This is a genomic window from Enterobacter sp. DVT3837 (genome assembly GCF_056238685.1).
Window position 1 is genome coordinate 1,542,546 of record NZ_JBWDLA010000001.1, and the last position, 23,649, is coordinate 1,566,194.

Consider the following 23,649-nt stretch of genomic DNA (forward strand, 5'->3'; position numbering starts at 1 on the left):
TAACAAATATTGAAAATGTATTGCTTGTAAAGTGTTAACCAGTCTGTTTCTCGGATTGGTCTGATTCCGGCGAGTCTGGCCCAATGTGCGCGAGGGCCGGTGCAATCTGACCAGCCTGCGGGGAGGTTTTGTCAGTCATCAGCCATAGCGTGTATTTCTGAAAGCGGGGATGTTGAGTGATCTTGCTTAAAACATTCCAGCCCGGATCGTGATACCCAGCCTCAATCTTCTTCAACGTACTTAATGAAATTCCAGTCATATCAGAAAGTTGTGCTTGGTTGATCTCTTCCGCACTGCGGATGAGTTTTAGCTTCTCTTCAAAGGTCATTGACAGAGTTCCAAATTAGAACTAGATTTGCCCTCATCAAGGTTCGTTTATGGAACCTTGCGAGGAGTGAAAACCAGCCGCTAGAACGTTTTCAAACGGTTTAGAAAGGGCTGGATCTTACGAGATTAACATGTAACCCGCAGGGGGTGAACGATGGGTACTGTGAGGTCAAAGGGTTTGTCGCTTAGTGAAGGAACCGAGGTTGAACGTAAGGACCATGTTCTCCTGGCGCTAGCTGCTATCGAGGCTGTGACAGAAAAAGCCGGAGAGTCAGGCAAGAATCTCTCCGGCAAAGACTTAAGCAAGATTATGGAGTTAGCTGCTTACTTATCTTGAGAAATGTTTTGTTTATTTAGCTTCTCATCGAGCTTTTGCTCCAGCGCTTCATAGATATCGTCGAAATTTCTTTTGATGCGCGTGGATTGAGGAATTGCGATAGAGCCGCCTCCAACGGACACAGTGGAGGAGGGGCTGGCCAGCATCACGCAAGTTTGCTGGAAGAGGAAAAGTGTTTTTTCTTCTTGGGTCATAAGTAGTTCCTTGTTGTTTGAAATGAATATCGTGCCCCTATCCAGTCAAGAGCCGGGCACAATAAAAATTTACCACAAAACCCTGAGCCGGGCTGGGTTGCCCGGCAACTATTCGGAGGTGTTATGGAAGCTCAAGACCACGCAATCAAGTACCCACTTGATGCTGTCCACGTAGAGAAGTTCGCCGAGCTGATCGGCAAACCTAAGACCGCAGTAGAAGAAATGATCAAAGCCCGAAAGCTGCCAGTGATTGAACTGCGCGACCCAACCAAACCGAACGCACGCGCGGGTGAGCGCTGGGTTTACATCCCTGAGTTCAATCGTGCTGTGCGTGAGGCGTATTACAACCGCCCGGTAGAACAGCGTGATGCCTGGTTGTTGTGGATGGGGCTTTAATGCTAACCGCTTCAGGGAGGGGGAACATGAAAAGTGGATTTGGCGGAGCGGTGACGCAGCTGAATAGTAAAACCAGCCTTTACCGTGGCTTTACCATTCTGAAACTCCCACGCAAAAAACCATACAGCCGCCAGCGATATCAGATTACGCACGGCGGCTGCTATTTCGGTATTGATTTTGCCTTTGCAGAGGCAATGGTGACCATTGATAGATTAAAGCGTGGTGAAAAATATGAAGCTTGAAATGATTGTTGGGCTCTTAATTTTCTCAATCGCAGTAATAAGCCTGATTCAGTTTTTAATCAGGTTGCACTGCAAGAAAGTTAGGCAGAAAAGAGAAAAAGCCTTATCAGAATTTAAAGCGCGCCGGGAAGAAGTAGAGCGCAAAGCACGCGGGCAACTTTAACAGGTATACGATATGAACGAAGAGATCCCATCACTTGCAAGCCTCCTGAAAAATGGTTGTCAGGTTACGCACTACCGTAATACGCGGGGCTGGATTGAATGCCCGGACGGGCGTTTCTTTAAGCCGGAACCTAATAAGGTTCGTTTTGTTAAGGAAATGAACAAACCTTTTATTTATACAAAAAAGATAAATAAAGGTGTGCTGGCTACCCTGGCAAGAGCATTTAAAAAACTCTTGTAACAAAAAAAGGGGCTTACATGTTTACTGAAGAGAAAACATCGTGGGAACGGGAAATGCTGATCCGAGAGGCGGTAGAAAATGCGGAGCAGGGTTTTACCGTAATTTTGAAAAACGGAAATCGCATTATCGTTGCGCCAGATAGCCCGTCTATTGATTTGATTATTTACGGGCTGGAGAAAACAATCCGAGGCAATCACGAGCGTGCGCGAATGACCTTTATTGATTTTCTTTATTACTGGCACGAAAGGTTGTTTAAACAGGTTAAAAGAAAACCTCGCCCTAACCACTAATTAAGCAGGCTTAAATTAACGGCATTTATTTTGCCGGGGATTCGTTTTGCCTTTTTCAGGAGGTTGCATGTCGGTTAAGTCAATAAAGCTGGATGGCGAAATAAGTGATCCGGAGTTTGTAGAGATAAGCACCAACGCACGAAAGCACGAGCGCGCCCACATTTTGGGGTTGCTTCGTATTTTTGTCAGCCAGCTGAAAAAGGAAAGCGCCACACCAGAAGAGATTTATTCATCAGTCGAGCGGTGGATCGCAAGCCGCGAATTAACCATTAACGAGGATAACAAATAATGAATAACTTCATGTTAGATATTCGCGCGCTGGGAAAAGCGCCAGACTCGCCAATTTTTGCTATTGAGTGTGTTTTCTTCGAGCCCTCGACAGGTCAGATTGGTCCTCAATTCTATCGCGCCATAAATATCAGGACAGTAGGGGGCATTTATCCTGAAGCTGTTTTGCAGCTCATGAAGGGAGACAACGCACAGCGCGCTGAGGTTATCAGTGCAACTTGCAGCGAGATTGACGCCATACAGTCCGCCTGTCGGTTTATCAATACCACCGCATCAAAACACGAAAAACTCTATTGCTGGTCTGCGAGCAATTCAGCTGATGTGGCTACGCTGGCTCATGCTCTCTCCCGCTATGGCATCCCAGATCAGCTTCTGCCGCCTTTCGAAATTCGACATCTCTCTACGTTGATCCACATCGCCGGTATCACCGGATATACGCCGCACCCGCGCCGCTCGACGGCAACCTACATGCTGACCGATGCGGTATATCGGGCGGAGCAGGTTTGCGAGGTCTGGCAGCGCCTGACCAGTCCTCACTTTGAGTCCCTGTGAGGTCTGCCATGCATCCGCGTCTTTCAATAGCTTGCAGTGCGCCATTGCATGTATTCCTCAGGGCCGCCGCAGCCCTGAAATGTTTTTCACGTGGTCAGCGCAACTTCACCCGCATCAAACCGCACGCCTATCTCGTGATCCGTATTGGCCGTCGCTGGCGCTTGCTTAGCAAGAACGGCGGCGCTCAGTGGCGACTCATGACCCATGAAACCTACAACCAGGAATTTCGCAAATGATCAGATCGCCAATTAAATGGGCGGGAGGAAAAACCCGCGTTATGCCGCAGCTGCTTAAGCATTTGCCGAAAGCGGATTGTCTGATTGAGCCGTTTGTGGGTAGCGGAACAGTGTTTATGAACACGGATTACCGCCGCTATGTTCTCTGTGACAGCAATATCGCGCTGATTAATTTTTTCCGACAATTAACCGGCCGCAAAGAAGACGCTATTGCCGCCTGCCGATGGGCTTTCAAAGGCGGAAACAGTGCGGAGGAATACTACAGACGGCGCACAGAGTTCAATTCACTGGCCCGCCAGGCTGACTCTAATCCGGACGCTGCAATGCTTTATGCCGCGTATTTCCTGTACCTGAATCGCCATGGCTATAACGGTCTGTATCGCGTTAACCAGAAGGGCGAATTCAACGTTCCATTCGGTAAGTATGCCGAGCCTTACTTTCCAGAAGCGGAAATGCGCTTATTCGCCGAAAAGGCCAGCGACACAAAAGCAGTCTTTGTCCATAGTGATTTCCGCCAATCTATCCCTGACGTTATGCAACTCGCGCATGACGCGGTGATTTATTGTGACCCGCCCTACATCCCTGCGAGCGACACCGCCAATTTCACCGCCTACGGCAAACCATTTACCCTGGATGATCATCGCGCACTGGTAGCGGCTCTTGTGGCTGTTAACCGTCAGTACGCCACCCTCTCGATCATCTCAAACAGCGACACGCCTGAAACTCGCGAAATTTATTCCGCCTTCAATCTTCACTCCCTGAGTGTCCGCCGCTCTGTGAGCGCCAAAAGCCGCGATATGGCTGGCGAGGTTATTGGCGTTCTTCGCGTGTGTGATGGCTGCGATCGTGCTGGCGGTGGTTGCTGTCCGGATTGTGGGCCGGTAATGGGGAATGCGACTTACGGCGAGATGTTTTTAGGCTTCGACCCTGCCAAGGGCTGTGAAACGCAGGAGCCTTTCTGATGACCATCAAAAAGACTCATACGGGCATCGTTATCACCAAAGACGGCCCACAGCGCAAGAAGCTGCATCAGACGGAATCCATGTGGGTAGTCGGTAAAACAGAGTGCTACCGGAAAGACACCGGCAAACGCCACTTTGCCGAACATACCCGCCGTCGATTGCTGCTTGATTCAATCGAAGAGATTCGGGAGGGCGCCACCCGATGAATACAGTTGATGCAGTGATCACTCGCGTGCTCGACGTTCGCCCATACCGCCATTTCTGGATCGTTGAGGTGGAGGTGTTGAGCTGGGGCAGGTACAGCAGCACGACCATTATCCGTGATACCGAAAAAGACGCCCGGCAGGTTAAGCCCGGCGACACCGTGACGGTGTAGGTGGTGCGCGATGACGGCTTATTACAACGAAATCGACCCTCATGCAGCGCAGCATCTGCGCAACTTAATCGACGCCGGCCATATAGCTCCAGGTGTTGTTGATACACGTTCAATTGAGGATGTAACCCCAAATGATCTCAAAGGTTTCAGACAATGCCATTTCTTCGCCGGAATTGGCGGATGGTCACTCGCATTGCGTCGCGCAGGCTGGCCAGATGATCGTCCAGCATGGACAGCGTCATGCCCTTGCCAACCTTTCAGCGCGGCAGGCAAAGGACTTGGGTTTGCTGACGAGCGGCACTTATGGCCCTCCACACATTGGCTTATCGGCCAGTGCCGCCCTGTCGTGGTATTTGGCGAACAGTCTTCAAGTAAAGATGCTGAAGACTGGATCGACCTTGTACAAACTGACATGGAAAGTTTGGGCTATGCCTTCGGGGCGTCGGCGTTTCCGTCTGCGGGCGTCGGTGCGCCGCACATCCGGGAGCGCACTTACTGGCTGGCCGACACCAACAGCAAGCAATACGAAGAACGCTTATCAGGATGCCGAGAAGGTGATCGCCAGGAAGCTGGCTGGGCGCCAATCGAACTTACAGGACTTTGCTTGTCTTGCGGGCTGGCCCACCCCTGCGGCGAGGGATGGAAAGGGCGGTTATCGGGGGGGCAGAGTGAGGAATGGGAAGCTGTCAACGGACACGCTGGATGTGGTAGCACAGATAGCAGGCCCGGCGCGGTTAACGGCTTCTGGGGAGCTTCTGACTGGCTCTTTTGCAGAGATGGAAAGTGGAGGCCAGTTAAACCCGGCCTTAAGCCTTTGGTTAATGGGGTTCCCGCCAGAGTGGGAAGATTGCGCACCTACGGAAACGCCATCAACATCGAAGCGGCGGCGGCATTCATAAGTGCTTATATGGCGACGGTGAGTTATGTCTGATCTCGCCGCGTTAGCATGGGAATGGAATACCAAACGGCAGGCCATCAACCCTCATAAAACCGAAAGCTCAGCCATTGAGTATCTGACACCGAACGGCGAGCGCAGGGCGCTCGCTTATGGCGATCTGGTTGATACGGTCTACCGCGCACCATTGCGCCCGCGCGAGGGTGGTGCGCGTGAGGCATTTGATCGCAATGGCCGCGCTAACTACCTCCGCCGCCGGGTGCAAACGCTCCCGGCGTTTATCCGTAAGCGCTTCTCGCAGCACCTTGAAAACCTCGAACGAAGCAAGCCAAAAGACGTCGTGCGCTGGCTGTTCGGTACGTTTGAGCGGCACGTTTTACGCCGTGTTGATGCGGTTAACGCGCAATATCTCCCACAAAGTACGCTCCCGGCGCTTCTTCTTCCGTTGCGTGATGAATTTCACCTGTTGCCGTGGGCGGACAAAAAGCGCCTGAAAAGACTGGCGTATAAGCTTGCGAATCTGATGAAAAGCGAGTTTATGCGCGAGTTTGATTTTCAGTATGAACAAACATCCGATCTCGAGTTTTCGTCGATTTACGCATACGGGGCTATAGCGAGCAAAGCGGCGACGCTCAATATCGCGATCCCAGGGTGGGTGCGCTATTGCGATGAAGAGTTGGACGCCGACGAGGCACTGCGTGCCGCTGGCAGACTTCATTCCGAAAAATGGTGGCTTAACAAAATCCGCCGCATCCATGACTGCTGGCGCGAGCATCTTATGATCGCGACCGGCTATGTCAGCAAAGTGGCTTCACCATATTGCTCTGATCCCTGCTTCAGGGAATGGGTTGCGCAGAAAAAAGCGAACTTCGAATTCCTTCAGGCGATGGAGCTGGAAGACCAGGACACCGGCGAGCGCAGCTCATTACTGGATAAGGTGATGGGTAGTGTTTCCAACCCGAAGATCGCGCGACATGAGCTGATGGTGCGCATGCGCGGCTTTGAGGATATGGCGAATGAAATGGGGCTGGTTGGCATGTTCTACACGCTGACAGCGCCGTCGCGTTACCACTCAACACATGTCCAGTCTGGCAGACGAAACGATAAGTACCAGCACGTCAGCCCGCGCCAGACGCAAAAATACCTTTGCAAAGTCTGGGCGCGCGTCAGAGCCAAATGGAGTCGCGAAGGTATTCGTACATTTGGTTTTCGTGTTGCAGAGCCTCACCACGATGGAACCCCTCACTGGCACCTGTTGCTCTTCCTCCGTCCTGAGGAAGTGGAGTATGCAACAGCCATTTTCCGTAAGCATGCCATGAGAGAAGACGGACAGGAGCCGGGGGCGCAGGAGCACCGCTTTACCGTTAAGCCAATCGACGAGCAATTTGGCTCGGCGACGGGCTATATCGCCAAATACATTTCCAAAAATATCGACGGCTACGGCATGGATGGTGAGCTTGATCTTGAGTCAGGCCAGCCAGTCAGGGATATGGCAAAGCGCGTGCGTGCCTGGGCTTCACGCTGGAATATCCGCCAGTTTCAGCAGATTGGCGGCGCGCCGGTGACCACCTGGCGGGAGCTGCGCCGGTTAGGTGACCGCGAGCTGGTATTGCATCCGGAGCTGGAAGCGGCACGCGCCGCAGCCGATGCGCCAGACTGGCCGGGATATACCAACGCTCAGGGCGGGCCATTTGTCGCGCGCGATTGCCTGCGCGTTCGGCTTAACTATGAATTCACCGAAAACGGCAATGATTATGGTGACACGGTCGCCAAAATTACTGGCGTTTATTGCCCTTATACGGGCAGCGAATCAGTCATTTTCACCCGCACCACCGATTACAAGATTGTGCCGAAGCGTAAGCCGTCGCCGGTCGAGATTTTGACCTTAGAAGGCCGCGCAGCGGCCCCTCGGAGTTCTGTCAATAACTGTACGGGGCGCTCCGGAACGGACGAAAAACCACCGTTAAAAGTGGCGGTGCCAGCTGGTACCACACCGTCAAAAACGACGATGCATGTCGGTATTGATCACCCGGACAGTCAGATGACAGAACTTCCGCTGAATATCGAAGATTTGCGGCGATATTCACGCCAGCAGCGGCAGGAAATCACCAGCAGACTGAAAAACTTTGGCCGCGAAAGCTCAGATCATGCCTTCGAGCGTACCGCGCGCGGCCTGCGCACGTCTGTTGATGATGAAACTGCGTTGGCGTGGGGGCCAAAAGTGGTCGCTGCGAAAGATATGAGCCTGACACCAGAAGAGGCAGAACAGCGCTGGCGGCAACAGCTGCGGACTGAAGCGGAGCGGCGTGCGGATAACTATGCCGCAGCTGTTGCGGAGTATCAGAAGAAAAAAGCCGAAGCGGCACTGCGGCAGGTACAGAAAAGAGAGGCTGCGAAACAAGACGGAGCCAGCCAGGAAACCATCGCCAGCATCGGCGCGCAGCTGCGTAGTTGCAGGATTTTCGTCAGCGATGACGTTGTGAGGTCGATTGCTGGCGGTGCCCGCGTTCGCCACGGCGGCGGACTGATCGCCATGAGCAATGGCCGGTTGCAGGAAGTGAAGGCATGGCGTGCCGGTGAGAAAGATAAACCGACGTCTGAATACATGGCGGTGTGTGACCTGGTCACGCGCTGGAAGAAGGCGGCTAAGCGAAAAGCCGGGATTGATGCTAAGGAGCGAAAATGAAATCAAGTTATATCAGCTACTTCGAAGGGTACGACGCAGAAGGGCGCATTGTTTATAACGGCAATGGATCGGTAACCGTTGAGCATGGGGCGGGGCAATGTGTCAATCCAGATGAGCTTAAAGACCAGCATTGCGCTTATATCCTGGAAAAAGCTAAGCAGAACAACAGCCTTATCACCAGGATTGTGATCAAAAACCTGATGAAGCTGTGAGGGCGCTGGTCTGCCATGGTCACTTTTGGCTGTGCTGGCCATTCTATCGAGCGCCGTCATTTCCGGCGGTGCTGCAGGTTTGTTTTTTGGAGCAAGAAAGTTATGAGCTATCTGGGAAGTAAAGCGGCGAGTGGGGTTTATCAAAAGATTATTGCTGAAATGCCTCCGCATGATACCTACATTGAAACGCACCTGGGCAGTGGTGCGGTAATGTTTTACAAGCCACTCGCAGCCAGGACGATTGGAATTGATGTAGATGAAACTGCTTTTAAGTTAACCCGAAATCGCTGGTCAGAGGTGGGGGAAACTCCGCCTCTGTTGAACCTGTATCACGGTGATGCTGTAGGTTTTCTGGAAAGAGAGGACTTTACTCGACATGGCCGCGTGCTGGTCTATTCCGATCCTCCCTATCTGCCAGAAACGCGCACCAGCCGCGCCCGGTACCGTCATGAATATACCGTTGCGGATCATGAGCGTCTGTTAGCCTGCCTGATGAGTCTGCCGGAGAACGTCAGCGTGATCCTTTCTGGCTATCCGTCGCAGCTTTATGACGAAACGTTAGTGGGCTGGCGCAGCAAAGAGTTTCAGGCAATGACACGCGGCGGGGTGAGGACGGAGAAAATCTGGATGAACTACCAGGAGGGGCGCGCTTATTCGCATACTTTTGCAGGTAAAAATTACAATGATCGCTATCGAATTAAGCGAAAAGCGCAGCGCTGGAAGGAAAAATTTGCAGCGTTACCGCCTGCCGAGCGCCTGGCGATCATGGTGGCGCTCGGCGAGGTTGATCAGGTGTAAAAATGGGGCCGCGCGGATGCAAAAAGTTGCACAAATCTGCACAATTTTTGAAACAACTTTTTTTCCATGCCGCCCCAGCGCTGGCGGGGCCTGGGCGGCCTGCACAAAGTGCACAAAAAGAGGTCGGTTTAGCGCGCAGGCGAGGCGGGGGAGCAAGCGCGCGCAAAGGGGGTCAGGAAGGGGGGCATATCCTCCGCCATTCGCCGCCTGTCGGGCGCTCATGTTGATGGTTGAGCGAAGCGGCAGCGCGAGAGAAGTCGCACCAGAAGCCCGCTGGTTGCGTCTGGTAGGGGGTGTGGTTTATTTGTGTTTCGCGAGTGGCCGATATGGCCGGAAATGATGGTGCTGCGGGTGGTACCGCACCGCCAGAAATGACGATGCGGCCAGGAGATCACTTCGTGGGTTCAAGCAATGCGTAAGGGTTGAAGCGAATCACCTCCTCACCCAGCCAGTCGTTAACATGCTTCATGGCCTCCATGCAGGGTGTCAGCTCGTTGACGGCGAACACGCGAGCCGCTTTCTCAATATCACCGAATGAACCGTTCCCTTCCGGAATGGCTCCCATCAGCTGCGGCGGCACCCGGTGCGCTGCCAGCATGTCATCGCGGGTGGAAGACTTCACCCCCACAAACTCATCCTTAGCCGATATCTGGCTGAATGGCAGTATTTGCACTGAGTCTTTGCCGCCGTTAGGTGCGTGCAGAAGGATGTTCTTAAACGCCCCGCCGCGCCGGGTATCCGTCAGCGTCTTTTTGAGCTTATCAAGGCTCTCCTGGTCGGCCATCGCGCTGTTAACGTAGACGATGCAGCCAGCGTGCGAGCCGTTGTCGTAGTAGAGCTTTCTGAACTTGTCAGCAGAATGGGCCAGGTTTGCAGACAGCAGGCCAGCGAAATACTCAGGCATGCCGTATATTTCCTGGTGAATATCCGGGCTGAGAACGTGGCATACCGAGCCCATTGAAAACATGTGATCCTGTAGCCCGGCCTGAATAAACCAGTAAGTGTCCAGGTCAGAACCACGGCGTGTGTATTTCGCCAGCGAGTGACGAAAGCCAAAGGAACCACCAAGCCGGTTTTTTCGCATCTCAAGATAGCCATTCCCGAAGACAAACCAGTCCAGTGCGAAGGCGGAGAACACCTGGCGGGAAAGAAGTTTGTGCGGGATAAAGCATCCGGCAAGGACATTGCGCTTGAAATAAAGCGCCGACTGGTGCCAGCTCGCATAGCCAAACTGACGGGCGAGGCCATACCAGTCAATAGGGGTTTCGTAGTATCGCCCGTTGTCTGCGCAATACATGTTATCAAGCAGGTCGCTGGCACCACTCACCGGCCATGGGCCGTCGAAGGTGAATGAGTTCAGCTCCGGTGACGCTTTCAGTGAGGCGGCGAGATCTGCCTGCTCCCTGGCATACTTCCTGCCGCGTGTGGGTCTTTGTTTGCTCAAGGTTAATACTCCGTAACTGTCATACTGCTGCCGCCTTCTTGTCCCAGCGGTTCGTTAATGGTGGCAAGCATCGTCGCCCATGCGAGATCGCCATGACTGACGCCGCGAGAGCGGTCCGTGTCGTAAGTGACAACGCCGCCAGGGGTAACGATCTTGCGGACAGAGTTGAATGCACCAACCAGGTCAAGCTCACCACGATCAAACTCCCAGCGCCCGCCACGAATCAGCTGTTGCATCTTCAGCACGAGCATTCGCTTGCTGGACGGTGAGAACTGGTAACAAACCGCTGCCGGGAAATGCTTTTTAACCAGCTGATAAACCGCTTCACCAATACCGGTGCCATCGATCCCAATGTGCTGCACGTTGTACCGGGTGAGCATGCCGATAATGAGATTGGCCTGCTCTTCGAACTCCATCCCTCGTATGCGTAGTGTCTCAATCGTGCGGAACTTGCCGCCGGGCACCATCGGCACAGCGTTAACGGATATGGCTCCACTGTCCCCCTTGCCGCTGGCGCCGTTCGGGTCATAGCCAATCCAGACGGGACGATCAGCCATGGGGCGGGCCGCATATGGCCGCCAGTCGGGCCAGTCGTCATAACCATCAGCGCCGCATGCCAGTAGCCTGTTATAGTCAAAGGCGCTTTCACCGCTTTTGATGAACTGGCATCCGTACAGGTTGTCGTATTCCTCCGGGCTGTTCTCTTCCCGGATTTCGTCGATATCAGTCAGATCCCATCCATGGTCGATAGCATCCTGCAACGTGACAATCTGCCTCCAGATCTTGTCCGGGCACATCAGGCCGCTGTTAAGCGTTTTCCAGGATGTATCAAACTCAATGCGCTTGCCATGGCTGCGACCTTTATTAAATGCTTCACCTGTCCAGAATGGATAAGCCTCATGGCTTTCGGCTGAAGGGGTGGAAAAATAGGTACGCGTTAGGCCTTTTAGCGTTGCCATGGCGCCCGCGACTTTTTTCAGGTTGGCAAACTGGCCTACCCAAAAGAATTCGTCGAAATACAGGTTGCCCGTGTATGACTGAGCGGTAGCCGCTGACGTGCCAAGAAAATGCAGCTCGGCGCCGTTGAACAGCTGAATCATGTCGCCGCCCTTGAGCTCCACGTCAACTTCTTCGGCGGCCGAGCGAATGAAACTACGAAACTGGTACGCCTGGCGGCGGCTTGCCGATAAAAAGATTTGGTTGCGCTGATGCTTATATTTCACATCCTCAGACAGGGCGCGCACCAGAGCTTCACGTGCGAAATACCACGTCGCGCCAACCTGACGGCTTTTCAGGATCATGCGGTTGCGCCAGTGGTGATTGTCATACCACCCTTTCTGGTGCCAGTGCAGAGAGCCGAGAATGTTCTCCCGCAGCGCGGCAATCTGCGACTCTGAGAAATAGTTTTGCTTTTTGCGGATCTTTTTCTTCGGCTGGGTGGCCGCTGTGCCGTTATCCAGCTTTTTCAGCTGACGGGTGAGCAGGTCAATCTCTTTGAAATCACCGCCGGTCTTTTTGTCTTTGCCAGTGAGCTGAATTAGCCTGGCATCAATGGAGGTTGTCACACGCTGGATCGGCGGTGTGGCGTCCCATTCATCTCGCTTTTTCCATGAGTAAACCGTGTTCTGGTTGATCCCCATCAGGCGCGCGATCTCTGCTGGCGGGTAGCCCTGCCAGTAAAGCTGTCGTGCACGCTGCATGATGAATGCTTCTTCAATCGCCATTAATCCTCCTCGCTTCCTGCCGGGGAGATTAACCCGCGCGCGCGTACCCTTGCGCTCGCTTTAGGTTGTAGTGCTCCGCTCACAACAACAACGCGTTGAGGGGGGATGCGTCCCCCTGCCATCATCTCCGGGAACTCAGAAAACAAGCGAGTAAACGAACATGGCAGGCACAGCAAAACCACGTAAGAAGTTTCGCGTGGCCGTCTCCGGAAATACCGTTGACGGGCGCGAAATTCAACCGCAGCACCTTCGCGATGCAGCAGCAAATTACAACCCTGAGGTGTATGGCGCGCGGGTCAACATTGAGCACTATCTCTCTATGTTCCCGAATAGCGATTTTGGGGCGATGGGGGATGTGGTAGCCCTCAGCACTGAAGACATCACCGAAGGTGCACTGGCGGGGCGCACCGCGCTTTATGCCGAAATCGAACCATCCGAGCGCATGGTGCAGATGACCGACAAAGGGCAAAAAGTCTATTCCAGTATTGAGCTGCATCCGCAGTTTGCCCTCAACGGCAAAGCCTATGTTGTCGGGCTGGCAATGACCGATACCCCGGCGAGCCTGGGCACTGAGCGTCTTAAATTTGCCTCACAGCAGCGTGCATCGGTGATGGCCTTCAATAACCAGCAGGGCGAGGCGCCGATGTTCACCGAAGCGCTTGAAGCAGAGGTGATCGAGCTGACTGCCCAGCGCAGCGATGAAGGTGCTAAGTGGTTTAATCGCGTGATGAGCATTATTGGCAAAGGTCAGAAAACGGACGATCAGCGCTTCAGTCAGATGCATCAGGTCGTTGAGGCCGTGGCGCAATCGCAATCTGAGCAAATTGATCGCTTCAGTGCCGCAGAACAGGAGCGCCAGGAGGACAAGGCCGCTATCCAGAAGCTGACCACTGAGCTTGCAGAGCTGCGCCAGAAGCTGGTGAGCACTGAAGCTTCCTTCAGTCAGCGACCACCTGCGAACGGCGGCGCCAACGCGCAGCTGGCTGATTACTGATATCCACTACGAGAGCAGAGAACATGGAAAACAATACCCGCCAGCTGTTTGATCAGTACATCGCGCAACAGGCGCGCTTAAACGGCGTATCGACTGCGGCAGTCGCTGCGAAATTTGCGGTAGACCCTGCGCGCCAGCAGCGCATGGAGCAGGCCGCACAGGAGAGTGATTCTTTCCTGAGCAAAATTAACGTATTTGGCGTTAATCAGCAGATTGGTCAGAAAGTGCTGATTGGCAGCAAAGGCCCGATGGCTGGCGTTAACAACAGCACCACCAACCGTCGTAATCCAGGGGCTAACCATTCAATGGAGCCGTTTGATTATATGTGCCGCAAGGTCAACTACGACTACGGGATCAGCTATGAACAGCTTGATGCCTGGGCGCATATGCCGGAATTCCAGCCCCTGATCAGCAAGGCGATGGCTCGCCAGATGTCACTTGACCGCATCATGATTGGTTTCAACGGCACCAAATACAGCGATCCATCAGACCGCGCGGCTAACCCGCTGTTGCAGGATTGCGGTATTGGCTGGCTGGAGAAAATCCGTACCGAAGCCTCACACCGCGTGATTTCCGGCGTCACGATCACATCCCGTGATGAAGATAACAAGGTTATTGCGAAAGGGACTTACGGCAACCTGGGCGCGGCGGTGTACGACGCCAAAAACAGCCTGATGGATGAATGGCACAAACGTAATCCTGACAACGTGGTGATCCTGGCGGGCGACCTGCTGACTACCGGCAACTTCCCGGCGATTAACGCCATGAGCCAGACCAACCCGAACACCGAAATGCTGGCCGGTCAGCTGATTGTCGCGCAGGAGCGTGTCGGCAACATGCCGACCTTTATCGCGCCGTACTTCCCGGTCAATGGCGTACTGATCACGCCGTTTAAAAACCTTTCCGTGTACTACCAGCGTGGTGGAATGCGCCGGACGATCAAGGAAGAGCCGGAATACAACCGTATTGCGACCTATCAGTCATCGAATGATGACTTTGTGATCGAGGACTACGGCAACGTCGCATTCATTGACGGCATTACCTTTGCCGAGGCGCCGGCAGGCGGCGCATAACCGCACACTGGCGGGCTTCGGCCCGCCGTTCATCGGGGAAGAAACAATGCTGACACCGGCACAACGACATTTTCAACGCGTCATGGCTGAACGCCATGGCAAGGCAGACGATCTGTCAGAAACGGCGCGTACTGCGCACGAGCAAATTCTGCACCGCATGCGTATGGATATGAGTGCGCTGAAGAAAATTCAGGGCGAACAGGCAAAAGCCGCGCTTAAACGCCAGCTGCTACCCAATTACGAGGGGTGGATTGAAGGAACGCTGGAGGGAGACAGCGGGCGACAGGATGAAGTGATCACGCGCCTGATGATTTGGGCGATTGATATTCGGGATTATCCGCTGGCCGTGCGCATCGGACGGTATGTCATCGCGCACAACCTGGCAATGCCAGACCGGTTTAACCGCACGGCAGCGACAGCGCTGGTCGATGAGATTTGCGATCCCATTCTGGTGCAGGTCAAGGCGGATGACAGCACTGATGTTAAGCCATATCTGGCGGTGCTCGATGAGGTCCAGGAGATCACTGAAAACAGCGACATGCCAGACGTCGTTCGGGCCAAGCTGTATAAAGCCCGCGCTTTTGCATTATGCAACGGTACTGCGGATGAACAGGCGACTGCGCTGGAGTTGTTGCGTCGCGCGCTGAACCTCGACTCCGGCGCCGGGGTGAAAAAGCTGATCGATAAGCTTGCCAGGCAGGTAAAAAAAGCCTCTGCGGAAAATGCATCAGGCAGTGAGGGTGCAGACCAGAGCGGGGGCGAAGGGGGCAATAATCAGGCTGCAGCAACGCCGGAAGTGACGGTGCCAGCTGCCAAAAAGCCAGCCACCAAAAACAACCCCGGAAGCACAACACGTAAAACGGCGGCCCGCAAAACAACGACGAAAAAGCCCACCGCCGATAAAAAATAACCGACTTGCGCCCCGTGCGCTGGCGGCGCGGGCGGAAATCTGCAACGCATCGCGTTAGCTTTTCTCCGTCCGCTCACCGCCAACCTTTTCTGGAGACTACACGATGAGCCTTGTGGCCCCTCGCACAGTTACCTCCTCTGCGGAGGATGTGCCGGACGTGGATGACGGCGGAGAGAAAGTCACCGCCGGGGAGTTCTGGCCCGAGATAGTGCTGAGCAACGTCCGTAAGGAGATGCGGATCACCGGTGCGGTTACCACTTCGCGTTTAAAGCAGGTGGTCATTGAAGCCGTAGCCCACACAGCTGATCAGCTGAAGCAATGGCAGGCTGAACAGATTGGGGCCGGATATGCCAGTTTGGCCGCCGTACCGGCCATGGTGATTAACGACGAGAGCGTAAAGGTATATCGCTGGCGCCGCGCAGTTTACAGCATCTCGCGGGCCCTTCTGATCGAGACTTTCCGCGATGTTGACACCACGGGTGACGCGGGCGAGAAGCGCGCCGCCGCACTCGCAACCCAGGCGAATGATCACTGGCGTGATGCGCGCTGGGCTATCTCGGATATTCAGGGCGTGGTCCGTAACTCTGCGGAGGCGTTCTGATGAAAGTGAAGGCATTGCAGGGCGATACAGTGGATTTGTTGTGTCAGCGTCACTACGGCATCACCCAGGGCGTGACCGAGATCGTACTGGCTGCGAATCATGCGCTGGCCGGTCAGATCTTCCTTGATGCCGGGCAGGAAGTTGAGCTGCCTGACGTCGACACCTCTGCGACAAAGGAGACTGTTCAATTATGGAGCTGATAAACCGCCTCTGGAACTGGACGGTGTACCTTTGGTCGATGCTGCTGACGGGCGTCGGCATGATGACGCAGAAGGACTGGCTGGCTTTCATTGCTGCGCTCACCGGGATCGTGGTTGCCGTGCTGGGTGAGCTCCATCGCCGCCGGATGTCCCGCATCCATGAAACCAATAATGTTCTGCTGAATGAATTGATCGATGCGATTCGGGACGATACCGAGAACCGGCAGGACGTGAAGGAGTTAATCCGGACTATCAGGGAGTCACCGCGATGAAAAGAGGAATTATTGCCTGTTCTGTTGCGGCGATTGTCTCTCTCGCAGCGGCACTCTGGCCGCAGACGCTGCGCACAAGTCCTGAAGCGCAGCTGAAGATGGCGAAATACGAGGATTGCCGAAAGACGCCGTATTACTGCCCGGCAGGTGTGCTGACCGTAGGCATGGGGTCGACCAGCAACGTGCAGAACCGCGAATACGCCGAGCGCGAGATAGCCGAGCGATGGGTGAATGACCTGTTTCGTGCTGAGAAATGCGTAAACCGCGAGTTTAATGGCGCCGCTGCACCACAACGGGTTTTCGAAGCGCTGACTGACGGCGCATTTAACGTCGGTTGTGGTGGTCTTGGCTGGTACACCAACAAAAAGGGCCAGAAGGTCAGAACAACAATCTGGCGCAATGCGCAGGATGGTAACTGGCAGGGTGTTTGCGAGCGACTCACAGACTTTGTCAACTCCGGCGGAAAACGCCTGCCGGGGCTGGTAAAGCGCCGGGAAGAGTTTCGGGACTGGTGCCTCTCAGAGCCTGAGCTGAAGGGGGCGAAATGAAAGCGCTGGGTGTGTTTACCGTTTTTATTTCCCTTCTGCTGGTCATCGCAGGCGTCAGGCTGACGCTGGAGAGCAGTAAGCGAGAGGCCGCAGAGACGGCCCTTGGAGAAGCCAACCAGAAGCTTAAGCAAACCGGTGATGTGCTGGCCGAGGTCAGGGCGTTACGTAACGACGTGAACGAAGTGGCCGCTGGTCTGAAAACACTGACTCAGAAGCGTAGCGATACAGGGGAAAAGCGCCGTGAAAATATCAAAACTGAGCTGGCCGGTGATAAATGCGCCGCTGTGCCTGTGCCTGACCGTGTGGCTGACAGCCTGTACCGGCGAGCCGCCGAAGTTGGCGCCGGTGATTATTCAGGAACCTTTACCGGAAAGCCTGACGGCAAAAACTGAAACGCCAGCACCGCCACAACCAATGACATACGGGAGCCTCGCTCCGTGGTCCGATGCGCTGCTGGATGCGCTGGACACATGCAACGCCGATAAGGCGGGTATCAGAGAGCTGGAACTGCGGCGAATCGCCAGGGGGATAAAGTGAAAAAAGCAGAGTTGATGCGTGAAGCCCTGATAGCCGGTAACACCTGGTGTAAGGCCAACCCGGAGCAAATCACCGTCTGGGTGGAAAAAGGCAATATCGGGATTGAAGCGACCGGCGAACCGTCTTTCATGTACCTCTACACCATCAATATTCTCGCCGTGGAATTCCCCGGGGCGGTTGATGACCTGATGCTGCCGATCATGGCCTGGGCCTGGCAATATCAGCCGGATTTACTGCTGAACCCTGACAATAACCGCAAGGTTGAGTTTGACGCCGACATTATCAGCGACGACCTGGCCGATCTTCTGTTCAAGGTGCCGGTCTGGGAGCGCGTCATGGTGGAAACCGTTGACGGGAAGCCCGTCGCGAAGCACCTGAGTGAAGACCGCCCGCGCATCTATGGCGGTGAGTGGGAAGTGGTATTTGGCGGAGGAGAGCTGGCATGACCGATGATGCAGCGCTGTTTCATCAACTCGATCAGGTTTTTGCAGACATCCTGTCCGCAATGGCGCCAGCACGCCGGTTGCGTACAGCGCGCGGAATAGCGACTGCCATACGTCGAAGCCAGAGCCAGCGCATCGGTAAGCAGACGGCTCCGGATGGTACGAAATACCCGAAGCGCCGCCGTCGCGTACTGAAGTCACGCGCTGAGATCGGCTTTATCTGGGAAGGGGAAGAGCGCCATCTGCGCAACTGGCGGGCAACCCGTGGAAGTCGCGGGCGTATGCTGACCGGATTTGATGAAGGGAAAGGTGCCGTACGTTCGTTCTATCGTGCGGATATTGAGCGTTACCTTGAGCTCAACGCCAGCGAGACGCGCCGCGATACCACGAAAAGCGATCCTATGTTTCGCCGACTGCGCTCAGCTCGTTTTCTGAAAGCAAGCGCCACTTCTGAGGGGGCTGTAGTTGGTTTTTCTGGTGCAGCTGCCCGCATTGCCCGCGTTCACCAGTACGGACTGCGGGACCGGGTAAACGACAGTGGCGCGATGGCAAGCTACCCGCGCCGTGAGTTGCTCGGCCTGAGCAAGGAGGACCGCATGGCTATTGCCCGGCAGGTCATTGATTCTCTGGGGGTGAGCTGATGGACCTGGCTGAAGTCATTCGCCTGCTGGAAAACATCGTTCGCACCGGTACGGTGACGGAGATTGACGAGGAAAAGTGGCGGGTAAGGGTAAAAAGCGGAGAGCTGGATTCCACCTGGCTGCGCTGGAATGCACAGCGTGCAGGAGCTTTCAGCTTCTGGGTGCCGCCGTCTGTTGGCGAGCAGGTATGGTTCCTGTGCCTTGGGGGTAACACTACCGCCGCGATCATTGGGGGAAGTCTTTACAGCAACGACAATCCGGCGCCAGGTATATCGGCAAAAGAAATGATCATGACCGCGCCGGATGGGGCGAAGTTTCGCTATGACGCAGAAGCAGGGGCTTTGCAGGTCAGCGGTATTAAATCAGCAACGATTGAGGCGTCGGTTAAGGTCTTGCTGAAAACGCCGCTGGTCGAGTGTACCGAGATGCTGAAAACCAAAAATTTCACCGTTACGGAAGGCGGCAAAATGCAGGGGGACTTTACGCACAATGGCGGTGCGTTCATCTCAAACGGTATCCAGGTTGATGATCATGGGCATGGTGCTGTGCAGCGTGGCGGAAGCTGGACGGAGGGCACGCGATGACGGTGCGCTATACCGGGATGAATCCTGATGGCACAGGGACGCTGACGGATGCCGCCCACGTGTGGCAGTCAGCCAGTGACATTCTTAACACCCCGATTGGCTCGCGGGTCATGCGCCGTGACTACGGCTCTCTTGTCCCTGATCTGATTGATGGTCCGCAAAACGACGTTACACGCATGCAGCTGATGAGCGCGGTGGTTATTGCGCTGGCGACATGGGAACCGCGGATCACGCTGAGCATCGTGGATGTGCGTTATTCGCAATCCGGAGCAGTGGAGGCGGGATTGTCAGGGGCTCTGACGGAATCTATGGAACAGCAGACGACAACCTTAACACTCAGGAAAAGCAGCAATGGCAACAGTTGATTTGGCGCAGCTACCGCCGCCGCAAATTATTGAGGTGCTGGATTTTGAAGTGATTCTGACGGATGTCAAAGCCGTCATGATCGCGGCTTTCCCTGATGAACAACAGGCCTCTGTTGCCGCTGCGTTAAAACTTGAGTCTGAACCCCTGACCATACTGGCGCAGGTGATTGCCTACCGGGAATTAATGCTGCGCCAGCGGATCAATGAGGGTGCTGCGGCCTGCATGTTGAGCCATTCCGTCTCCACCGATCTTGATAACCTTGCGGGTAACCTGAACACCGAGCGCCTGGTTCGCATTCCGGCTACCGAAACCACCGATGCAGAGATGGAAAGCGATACCGCACTGCGTCTGCGTGCGCAATCCGCTTTTGAAGGGTTGAGCGTTGCTGGCCCTACCGGGGCATACGAATATTTTGCGAAGAGTGCCAGCGGTAAAGTTGCAGATGCCAGGGCAACCAGCCCTTCACCCGCTGTTGTCGTCGTGTCCATTCTGTCTACAGAAGGGGATGGCACGGCGAGCGACGAGCTGATCGCAACGGTAAACGACACGCTCTCAGCGGATGATAAGCGGCCTGTCGCCGACCGGCTAACCGTCCAGTCAGCGGAGATTGTGAATTATGAAATTGACGCTCTGCTTTATCTCTACCCGGGGCCGGAATCTGAGCCGATTTTGAGTGCGGCAGATGATGCACTGCGGGCATGGCTGGGAGAGCAGGGGAAAATCGGTCGCGATGTTGCGCGTTCGGCCATTATGGCCGCTCTGCATGTGCAGGGGGTGCAGCGTGTAGTCTTGCTGAACCCTCAGGAAGACATCGTGATCGATGATACCCAGGCGGCACGGTGTATTTCGCACACCATCGGCGTAGGAGGAACGGATGAATAACAGCCTCCTGCCACCTTCGGCCAGCACTTTCATGCGGAATGCGGAGAAACCGGCGGCGCGGATCAGCAGTATTCCTGTCGACCTTCGAAAGCTCTGGAATCCGGATGAATGCCCCGTGGAGTTTTTACCCTATCTGGCCTGGGCGCTGTCTGTTGATCGCTGGGATAAGCGCTGGTCTGAGCAGACCAAGAGGCAGGTAATAAAAGCTTCCTGGCTCGTCCATCGCCATAAAGGCACGATTTCGGCGTTGAGGCGCGTTGTTGAACCTTTCGGCTATTTGCTGAGGGTGATTGAGTGGTGGCAGAACGGCGAGGAGCCAGGCACTTTCCGGCTTGAAATCGGCATTCAGGATGAGGGGATCACCGAGGAAACTTATCGGGAGCTTGAGCGCCTGATCGACGATGCAAAACCCCGAAGCCGTCACCTCACCGGCCTTTCGCTTTCGCTTCAGTCTCAGGGTTATATCGAGATAGGGGCGGGGTGTTACGTGGGCGATACGCTGACGGTATATCCCTATTTTCCTGAAACTATCGCTGTGGGTGGCAGTGACTACACCGGCGCAGCAATCCATTTAATTGATACCGTGGAGATCGCAAGTGGCGACTAAATATCTTGCCCTGTTGACCAATATCGGGGCGGCAAAACTGGCAAAAGCCACGGCGTTGGGTACGAAAGTTGAGATTACCCAGCTGGCCGTTGGTGATGGCAATGGTGTACTGCCTACACCGAATCCGGCACAGACTGCCCTCGTACATGAGTTACGCCGCGCCCCTCTGAATATGCTGACGGTGGACCCGGCGAACGCCAGCCAGATCATTGCGGAACAGGTCATACCGGAAGACGTCGGCGGGTGGTGGATTCGTGAGATCGGCCTTTTCGATAAAGATGGTGATATGGTGGCGATTGCCAATTGCGCTGAAACCTATAAGCCTCAGTTGCAGGAGGGGAGCGGGCGCGTTCAGGTTATTCGCGTGATCCTGATTGTCAGCAGCACCGAAGCCGTTACGTTGAAGATTGATCCGGCTGTTGTACTGGCAACCCGCCAGTATGTTGACAGCCAGCTGCGCGCGCATGAGCAGTCACGTAATCACCCGGATGCGTCAACGACAGAGAAAGGGTTTGTGCAGCTCAGCAGCAGTGTGACCAGTGACAGCGAATCGCAGGCGGCAACACCGAAGGCCGTTAAAATTGCGATGGATAACGGGAGCGCACGGCTGGCAAAAGATCGCAACCTGTCGGACTTACCCAATACCGCATTAGCACGGCAGAATTTAGAGCTGGGTGACAGCTCGACGCGAAATGTTGGAACAACTGCCGGAACGGTAGCCTCGGGGGATGATGCTCGAATTACCGGGGCGATGCAGAAAGGCCAAAACGGCGGGGATATTCCTGACGTGGCGAAGTTTCTCCAAAACCTTGGTTTAGGGGAAATCGCAAGTGCTGCCGATATTACCGCTGGCACGCAAAAAAAACTTGTTGATGCGGCAGGGTTAAATTCGTATTTCCCTGCCCGTGGATTTAACACGGCAGGTTACATCAGAATTCCTAATCAGCCCGGTGGGTTAATACTGCAATGGGGGCCTGTTCCTGCAATCCCGGCTGGAGGTTCAATCGTAGTGACCTATGGCTTTGCTTACCCAAATGGTTTTTTAGCGACTATTCCCATCGCGGGCTCGTCAGCAGCATGTGCAAACTCAATTTTGGCCGGTGGTGGTGGTAACAACAGAGCATCATTTCAGGTGTATAACAACCTTCCTGGAGTGACTACCGCAACGGGCGCAGGTGTTTACATATCATTGGGATATTAATCATGTATTACAGCAAATCAGTGAACGGGTTTATTCCTGATCAGTGGATGGAAGATGGTACCTATAACCCGGTGCCAACGGATGCCATCAAACTTACGGAACAGGAAGTTAAAGAGTTTCATGGAGTCAGCATTCCAGGGAAAATGGTTGACGTGATTAATGGTCATCTCGTATGGGTTGATCTTCCGCCACCAACACATGCCGAACAGGTGGCAGCAGCTGAAGCCGAGAAAAACAGGCGGGTTAATGATGCAAATGATTACATCAGCAGAAAACAGTGGCCCGGCAAAGCCGCTATAGGTCGACTAAAGGGTGATGAGCTGGCGCAGTACAATCTGTGGCTGGACTATCTGGATGCGCTTGAGCCGATAGATACGGCCAGCGCCCCAGATATTAAATGGCCTACACCCCCGGCTTCGGTGGAAGGGTAATGCCTGGCGCGGTGCTGGTATCAACTTTAGTCAGTTTGTAGCGGTATCGTTGCCATTCAGCCAGGCGTGACACATCGTCATCGTCGATATAACCTCCAGCCTGAGCATCTGCCAGCGGAGAGATGATTGCCGTCGCCTCCGATAATAATGCGGTTTTCATCTGTTCTGCTGCCATCACGTCCGCAGCGTGCAGCGCTTTCAAGTCAGTCACCCACTGGCTACCGCTCCACTTATCGTATGGTGTGGCCGGTGCCAGCGTGGTGGTATCTTTCGGATACTCCCCCGGCATGGTGATGATAACTTTCTCACCTGTCGTTGTGCTGTATACCGTCTCGCCGCGATGGTCGACAACGACCATCCAGGCTTTGCCATCCTCTGTTCTGCAAACAGTAAAACCTTCCTTGATTTCTCCTGGAGCATCAACGCAAGAATTGGCGGGAATACCAACACCCACGGGTAAAAACTCAACCGAGGAAGAAAAATATTCGCGCGTCTTTCCATCATAATTAAATACGGTGATATCACCTGCCACTATGGCAATAAGCTCGCTGTCTAATTGTGCCTGAGACATTATGCTGCCCTCACGATGTAATTAAATGCCACGCTGCGCGGGCGAGTTTCTGACCCGCCTGGATCTTGGAATGCTGGGGCAACCGTTCCGTCAGGCTGGTTAATACCATTGGTATAAATTCCCTTGATACCGGATTCGACACCAAACACGGTATTGTTCCCTGTCGCACCACCTGATCCCCTGAAGGGATGATTATGGGTTTTAAATTCGTCAGCAGCCCAACCAAGTAGTGCCTGTGATGGATTAACTCCACGGCCATCGTCATATCCACGAATAAACTCACTGCGTAAATCAGGCAATCTGAGCGCTGGATAGGCCAATGCCAGCATTGGGTATTGTGATGCAGAAAAGGTCGCGCCATTGCTTTTCAGGAAGACCATATTAGCCATCGATGGGAATAGCTCATTTGGCATTTTTGAATGAGGC

38 protein-coding genes are annotated in these 23,649 nt (G+C 54.3%); 32 read left to right on the forward strand and 6 right to left on the reverse strand.

From position 1 onward, the window contains the following. Positions 1-34: 34 nt before the first annotated feature. Positions 35-328, reverse strand: coding sequence for a helix-turn-helix transcriptional regulator (locus tag AC0XWG_RS07450; protein ID WP_000141951.1), 294 nt, complete (start codon positions 326-328; stop codon positions 35-37). 323 nt (positions 329-651) lie between these two features. Then, entirely contained in the window at positions 652-858 is a 207-nt protein-coding gene (locus AC0XWG_RS07455) for a hypothetical protein (protein WP_268047019.1), read from the reverse strand. Between the two features lie 123 nt (positions 859-981). On the opposite strand from AC0XWG_RS07455, the gene AC0XWG_RS07460 reads away from it, so the two are divergent. The 15 genes from AC0XWG_RS07460 to AC0XWG_RS07530 all read left to right on the forward strand — a co-directional run bounded on the left by AC0XWG_RS07460 (position 982) and on the right by AC0XWG_RS07530 (position 9,194). Continuing rightward, positions 982-1,254, forward strand: a complete 273-nt coding sequence (locus tag AC0XWG_RS07460; RefSeq protein ID WP_268047021.1) for a Cox family DNA-binding protein — start codon at positions 982-984, stop codon at positions 1,252-1,254. Positions 1,255-1,280: 26 nt separating this feature from the next. Beyond that, positions 1,281-1,496: a hypothetical protein gene (locus tag AC0XWG_RS07465; RefSeq protein WP_000834931.1), complete on the forward strand. Its 216-nt coding sequence runs from the start codon at positions 1,281-1,283 to the stop codon at positions 1,494-1,496. Next, positions 1,486-1,659, forward strand: coding sequence for a hypothetical protein (locus AC0XWG_RS07470; RefSeq protein WP_255800313.1), 174 nt, complete (start codon positions 1,486-1,488; stop codon positions 1,657-1,659). The genes AC0XWG_RS07465 and AC0XWG_RS07470 overlap by 11 nt, the downstream gene beginning before the upstream one ends. Before the next feature lie 12 nt (positions 1,660-1,671). After that, positions 1,672-1,899, forward strand: a complete 228-nt coding sequence (locus AC0XWG_RS07475; RefSeq protein WP_255800314.1) for a phage filamentation protein Fil family protein — start codon at positions 1,672-1,674, stop codon at positions 1,897-1,899. Positions 1,900-1,916: 17 nt separating this feature from the next. Beyond that, on the forward strand, positions 1,917-2,189 hold the full coding sequence (locus AC0XWG_RS07480; protein WP_023305085.1) for a hypothetical protein: 273 nt from the start codon (positions 1,917-1,919) through the stop codon (positions 2,187-2,189). A gap of 67 nt (positions 2,190-2,256) precedes the next feature. Continuing rightward, positions 2,257-2,478: a hypothetical protein gene (locus tag AC0XWG_RS07485; protein WP_255800315.1), complete on the forward strand. Its 222-nt coding sequence runs from the start codon at positions 2,257-2,259 to the stop codon at positions 2,476-2,478. After that, complete coding sequence (locus tag AC0XWG_RS07490; RefSeq protein WP_171845583.1) at positions 2,478-3,029, forward strand: 3'-5' exonuclease; 552 nt, start codon at positions 2,478-2,480, stop codon at positions 3,027-3,029. Before AC0XWG_RS07485 ends, AC0XWG_RS07490 begins: the two co-directional genes overlap by 1 nt. 8 nt (positions 3,030-3,037) lie before the next feature. Further along, positions 3,038-3,265, forward strand: a complete 228-nt coding sequence (locus AC0XWG_RS07495) for a ParE family toxin-like protein (protein WP_023305083.1) — start codon at positions 3,038-3,040, stop codon at positions 3,263-3,265. Further along, positions 3,262-4,227, forward strand: a complete 966-nt coding sequence (locus tag AC0XWG_RS07500; RefSeq protein ID WP_255800316.1) for a DNA adenine methylase — start codon at positions 3,262-3,264, stop codon at positions 4,225-4,227. Before AC0XWG_RS07495 ends, AC0XWG_RS07500 begins: the two co-directional genes overlap by 4 nt. Continuing rightward, entirely contained in the window at positions 4,227-4,433 is a 207-nt protein-coding gene (locus AC0XWG_RS07505; RefSeq protein WP_255800317.1) for a hypothetical protein, read from the forward strand. Before AC0XWG_RS07500 ends, AC0XWG_RS07505 begins: the two co-directional genes overlap by 1 nt. Further along, entirely contained in the window at positions 4,430-4,603 is a 174-nt protein-coding gene (locus AC0XWG_RS07510; RefSeq protein WP_016155221.1) for a hypothetical protein, read from the forward strand. The genes AC0XWG_RS07505 and AC0XWG_RS07510 overlap by 4 nt, the downstream gene beginning before the upstream one ends. Before the next feature lie 10 nt (positions 4,604-4,613). Then, positions 4,614-5,534, forward strand: a complete 921-nt coding sequence (locus AC0XWG_RS07515) for a DNA cytosine methyltransferase (protein WP_255800318.1) — start codon at positions 4,614-4,616, stop codon at positions 5,532-5,534. After that, entirely contained in the window at positions 5,527-8,184 is a 2,658-nt protein-coding gene (locus AC0XWG_RS07520; protein ID WP_475680509.1) for a replication endonuclease, read from the forward strand. Before AC0XWG_RS07515 ends, AC0XWG_RS07520 begins: the two co-directional genes overlap by 8 nt. Next, positions 8,181-8,396, forward strand: coding sequence for a hypothetical protein (locus AC0XWG_RS07525; protein WP_252064137.1), 216 nt, complete (start codon positions 8,181-8,183; stop codon positions 8,394-8,396). The genes AC0XWG_RS07520 and AC0XWG_RS07525 overlap by 4 nt, the downstream gene beginning before the upstream one ends. Before the next feature lie 102 nt (positions 8,397-8,498). Continuing rightward, entirely contained in the window at positions 8,499-9,194 is a 696-nt protein-coding gene (locus AC0XWG_RS07530) for a DNA adenine methylase (RefSeq protein ID WP_202714701.1), read from the forward strand. Between the two features lie 391 nt (positions 9,195-9,585). Here AC0XWG_RS07530 and AC0XWG_RS07535 read toward each other — a convergent pair whose 3' ends face one another. Continuing rightward, positions 9,586-10,638: a phage portal protein gene (locus AC0XWG_RS07535; RefSeq protein WP_268047033.1), complete on the reverse strand. Its 1,053-nt coding sequence runs from the start codon at positions 10,636-10,638 to the stop codon at positions 9,586-9,588. Between the two features lie 2 nt (positions 10,639-10,640). Further along, complete coding sequence (locus AC0XWG_RS07540; protein ID WP_008500365.1) at positions 10,641-12,362, reverse strand: terminase large subunit domain-containing protein; 1,722 nt, start codon at positions 12,360-12,362, stop codon at positions 10,641-10,643. A gap of 160 nt (positions 12,363-12,522) precedes the next feature. Here AC0XWG_RS07540 and AC0XWG_RS07545 point away from each other — a divergent pair, with 160 nt between their 5' ends. The 17 genes from AC0XWG_RS07545 to AC0XWG_RS07625 all read left to right on the forward strand — a co-directional run bounded on the left by AC0XWG_RS07545 (position 12,523) and on the right by AC0XWG_RS07625 (position 22,652). Then, a complete protein-coding gene (locus tag AC0XWG_RS07545) occupies positions 12,523-13,356 on the forward strand; it encodes a GPO family capsid scaffolding protein (protein WP_010835070.1) in 834 nt (277 codons plus the stop codon). Between the two features lie 23 nt (positions 13,357-13,379). Then, positions 13,380-14,429: a phage major capsid protein, P2 family gene (locus AC0XWG_RS07550; protein WP_023305076.1), complete on the forward strand. Its 1,050-nt coding sequence runs from the start codon at positions 13,380-13,382 to the stop codon at positions 14,427-14,429. 46 nt (positions 14,430-14,475) lie between these two features. Beyond that, positions 14,476-15,339, forward strand: coding sequence for a phage terminase small subunit (gene gpM / locus AC0XWG_RS07555; RefSeq protein ID WP_010835072.1), 864 nt, complete (start codon positions 14,476-14,478; stop codon positions 15,337-15,339). Positions 15,340-15,442: 103 nt separating this feature from the next. After that, positions 15,443-15,940 carry a head completion/stabilization protein gene (locus tag AC0XWG_RS07560; RefSeq protein WP_023305074.1) on the forward strand — a complete coding sequence of 166 codons (498 nt, stop codon included), beginning with the start codon at positions 15,443-15,445 and terminating at the stop codon, positions 15,938-15,940. After that, positions 15,940-16,140, forward strand: a complete 201-nt coding sequence (locus AC0XWG_RS07565; RefSeq protein ID WP_000864915.1) for a tail protein X — start codon at positions 15,940-15,942, stop codon at positions 16,138-16,140. Before AC0XWG_RS07560 ends, AC0XWG_RS07565 begins: the two co-directional genes overlap by 1 nt. Then, positions 16,131-16,412: a hypothetical protein gene (locus AC0XWG_RS07570; protein ID WP_000420349.1), complete on the forward strand. Its 282-nt coding sequence runs from the start codon at positions 16,131-16,133 to the stop codon at positions 16,410-16,412. Before AC0XWG_RS07565 ends, AC0XWG_RS07570 begins: the two co-directional genes overlap by 10 nt. Continuing rightward, a complete protein-coding gene (locus AC0XWG_RS07575; RefSeq protein ID WP_063928784.1) occupies positions 16,409-16,960 on the forward strand; it encodes a lysozyme in 552 nt (183 codons plus the stop codon). Before AC0XWG_RS07570 ends, AC0XWG_RS07575 begins: the two co-directional genes overlap by 4 nt. Then, entirely contained in the window at positions 16,957-17,352 is a 396-nt protein-coding gene (locus tag AC0XWG_RS07580) for a DUF2570 domain-containing protein (RefSeq protein ID WP_268047034.1), read from the forward strand. Before AC0XWG_RS07575 ends, AC0XWG_RS07580 begins: the two co-directional genes overlap by 4 nt. Then, complete coding sequence (gene lysC / locus AC0XWG_RS07585) at positions 17,306-17,497, forward strand: Rz1-like lysis system protein LysC (protein WP_423776951.1); 192 nt, start codon at positions 17,306-17,308, stop codon at positions 17,495-17,497. The genes AC0XWG_RS07580 and lysC overlap by 47 nt, the downstream gene beginning before the upstream one ends. After that, positions 17,494-17,943: a phage tail protein gene (locus tag AC0XWG_RS07590; protein WP_032646275.1), complete on the forward strand. Its 450-nt coding sequence runs from the start codon at positions 17,494-17,496 to the stop codon at positions 17,941-17,943. Before lysC ends, AC0XWG_RS07590 begins: the two co-directional genes overlap by 4 nt. Next, complete coding sequence (locus AC0XWG_RS07595) at positions 17,940-18,581, forward strand: phage virion morphogenesis protein (RefSeq protein ID WP_475680510.1); 642 nt, start codon at positions 17,940-17,942, stop codon at positions 18,579-18,581. The genes AC0XWG_RS07590 and AC0XWG_RS07595 overlap by 4 nt, the downstream gene beginning before the upstream one ends. Continuing rightward, positions 18,581-19,165 (forward strand): phage baseplate assembly protein V, encoded by a 585-nt coding sequence (locus AC0XWG_RS07600; RefSeq protein ID WP_268047036.1) that lies wholly within the window; start codon positions 18,581-18,583, stop codon positions 19,163-19,165. Before AC0XWG_RS07595 ends, AC0XWG_RS07600 begins: the two co-directional genes overlap by 1 nt. Then, positions 19,162-19,530: a GPW/gp25 family protein gene (locus tag AC0XWG_RS07605; RefSeq protein WP_010835080.1), complete on the forward strand. Its 369-nt coding sequence runs from the start codon at positions 19,162-19,164 to the stop codon at positions 19,528-19,530. Before AC0XWG_RS07600 ends, AC0XWG_RS07605 begins: the two co-directional genes overlap by 4 nt. After that, the gene (locus tag AC0XWG_RS07610; RefSeq protein ID WP_268047037.1) at positions 19,517-20,413 is read left to right on the forward strand and encodes a baseplate assembly protein; all 897 of its coding nucleotides are present in this window, start codon (positions 19,517-19,519) and stop codon (positions 20,411-20,413) included. The genes AC0XWG_RS07605 and AC0XWG_RS07610 overlap by 14 nt, the downstream gene beginning before the upstream one ends. Next, entirely contained in the window at positions 20,406-21,020 is a 615-nt protein-coding gene (locus AC0XWG_RS07615) for a phage tail protein I (protein ID WP_268047038.1), read from the forward strand. The genes AC0XWG_RS07610 and AC0XWG_RS07615 overlap by 8 nt, the downstream gene beginning before the upstream one ends. Next, positions 21,010-22,221: a phage tail protein gene (locus AC0XWG_RS07620; protein WP_475680511.1), complete on the forward strand. Its 1,212-nt coding sequence runs from the start codon at positions 21,010-21,012 to the stop codon at positions 22,219-22,221. The genes AC0XWG_RS07615 and AC0XWG_RS07620 overlap by 11 nt, the downstream gene beginning before the upstream one ends. Positions 22,222-22,223: 2 nt before the next feature. Next, positions 22,224-22,652 carry a tail fiber assembly protein gene (locus AC0XWG_RS07625; protein ID WP_411911200.1) on the forward strand — a complete coding sequence of 143 codons (429 nt, stop codon included), beginning with the start codon at positions 22,224-22,226 and terminating at the stop codon, positions 22,650-22,652. Here the strand turns inward: AC0XWG_RS07625 and AC0XWG_RS07630 are convergent. Both AC0XWG_RS07630 and AC0XWG_RS07635 read right to left on the reverse strand, forming a co-directional pair. Then, entirely contained in the window at positions 22,624-23,223 is a 600-nt protein-coding gene (locus AC0XWG_RS07630) for a tail fiber assembly protein (RefSeq protein ID WP_268047046.1), read from the reverse strand. The genes AC0XWG_RS07625 and AC0XWG_RS07630 overlap by 29 nt on opposite strands. Further along, on the reverse strand, positions 23,223-23,612 hold the full coding sequence (locus AC0XWG_RS07635; RefSeq protein ID WP_475680512.1) for a tail fiber protein: 390 nt from the start codon (positions 23,610-23,612) through the stop codon (positions 23,223-23,225). The genes AC0XWG_RS07630 and AC0XWG_RS07635 overlap by 1 nt, the downstream gene beginning before the upstream one ends. Positions 23,613-23,649 lie beyond the last annotated feature (37 nt).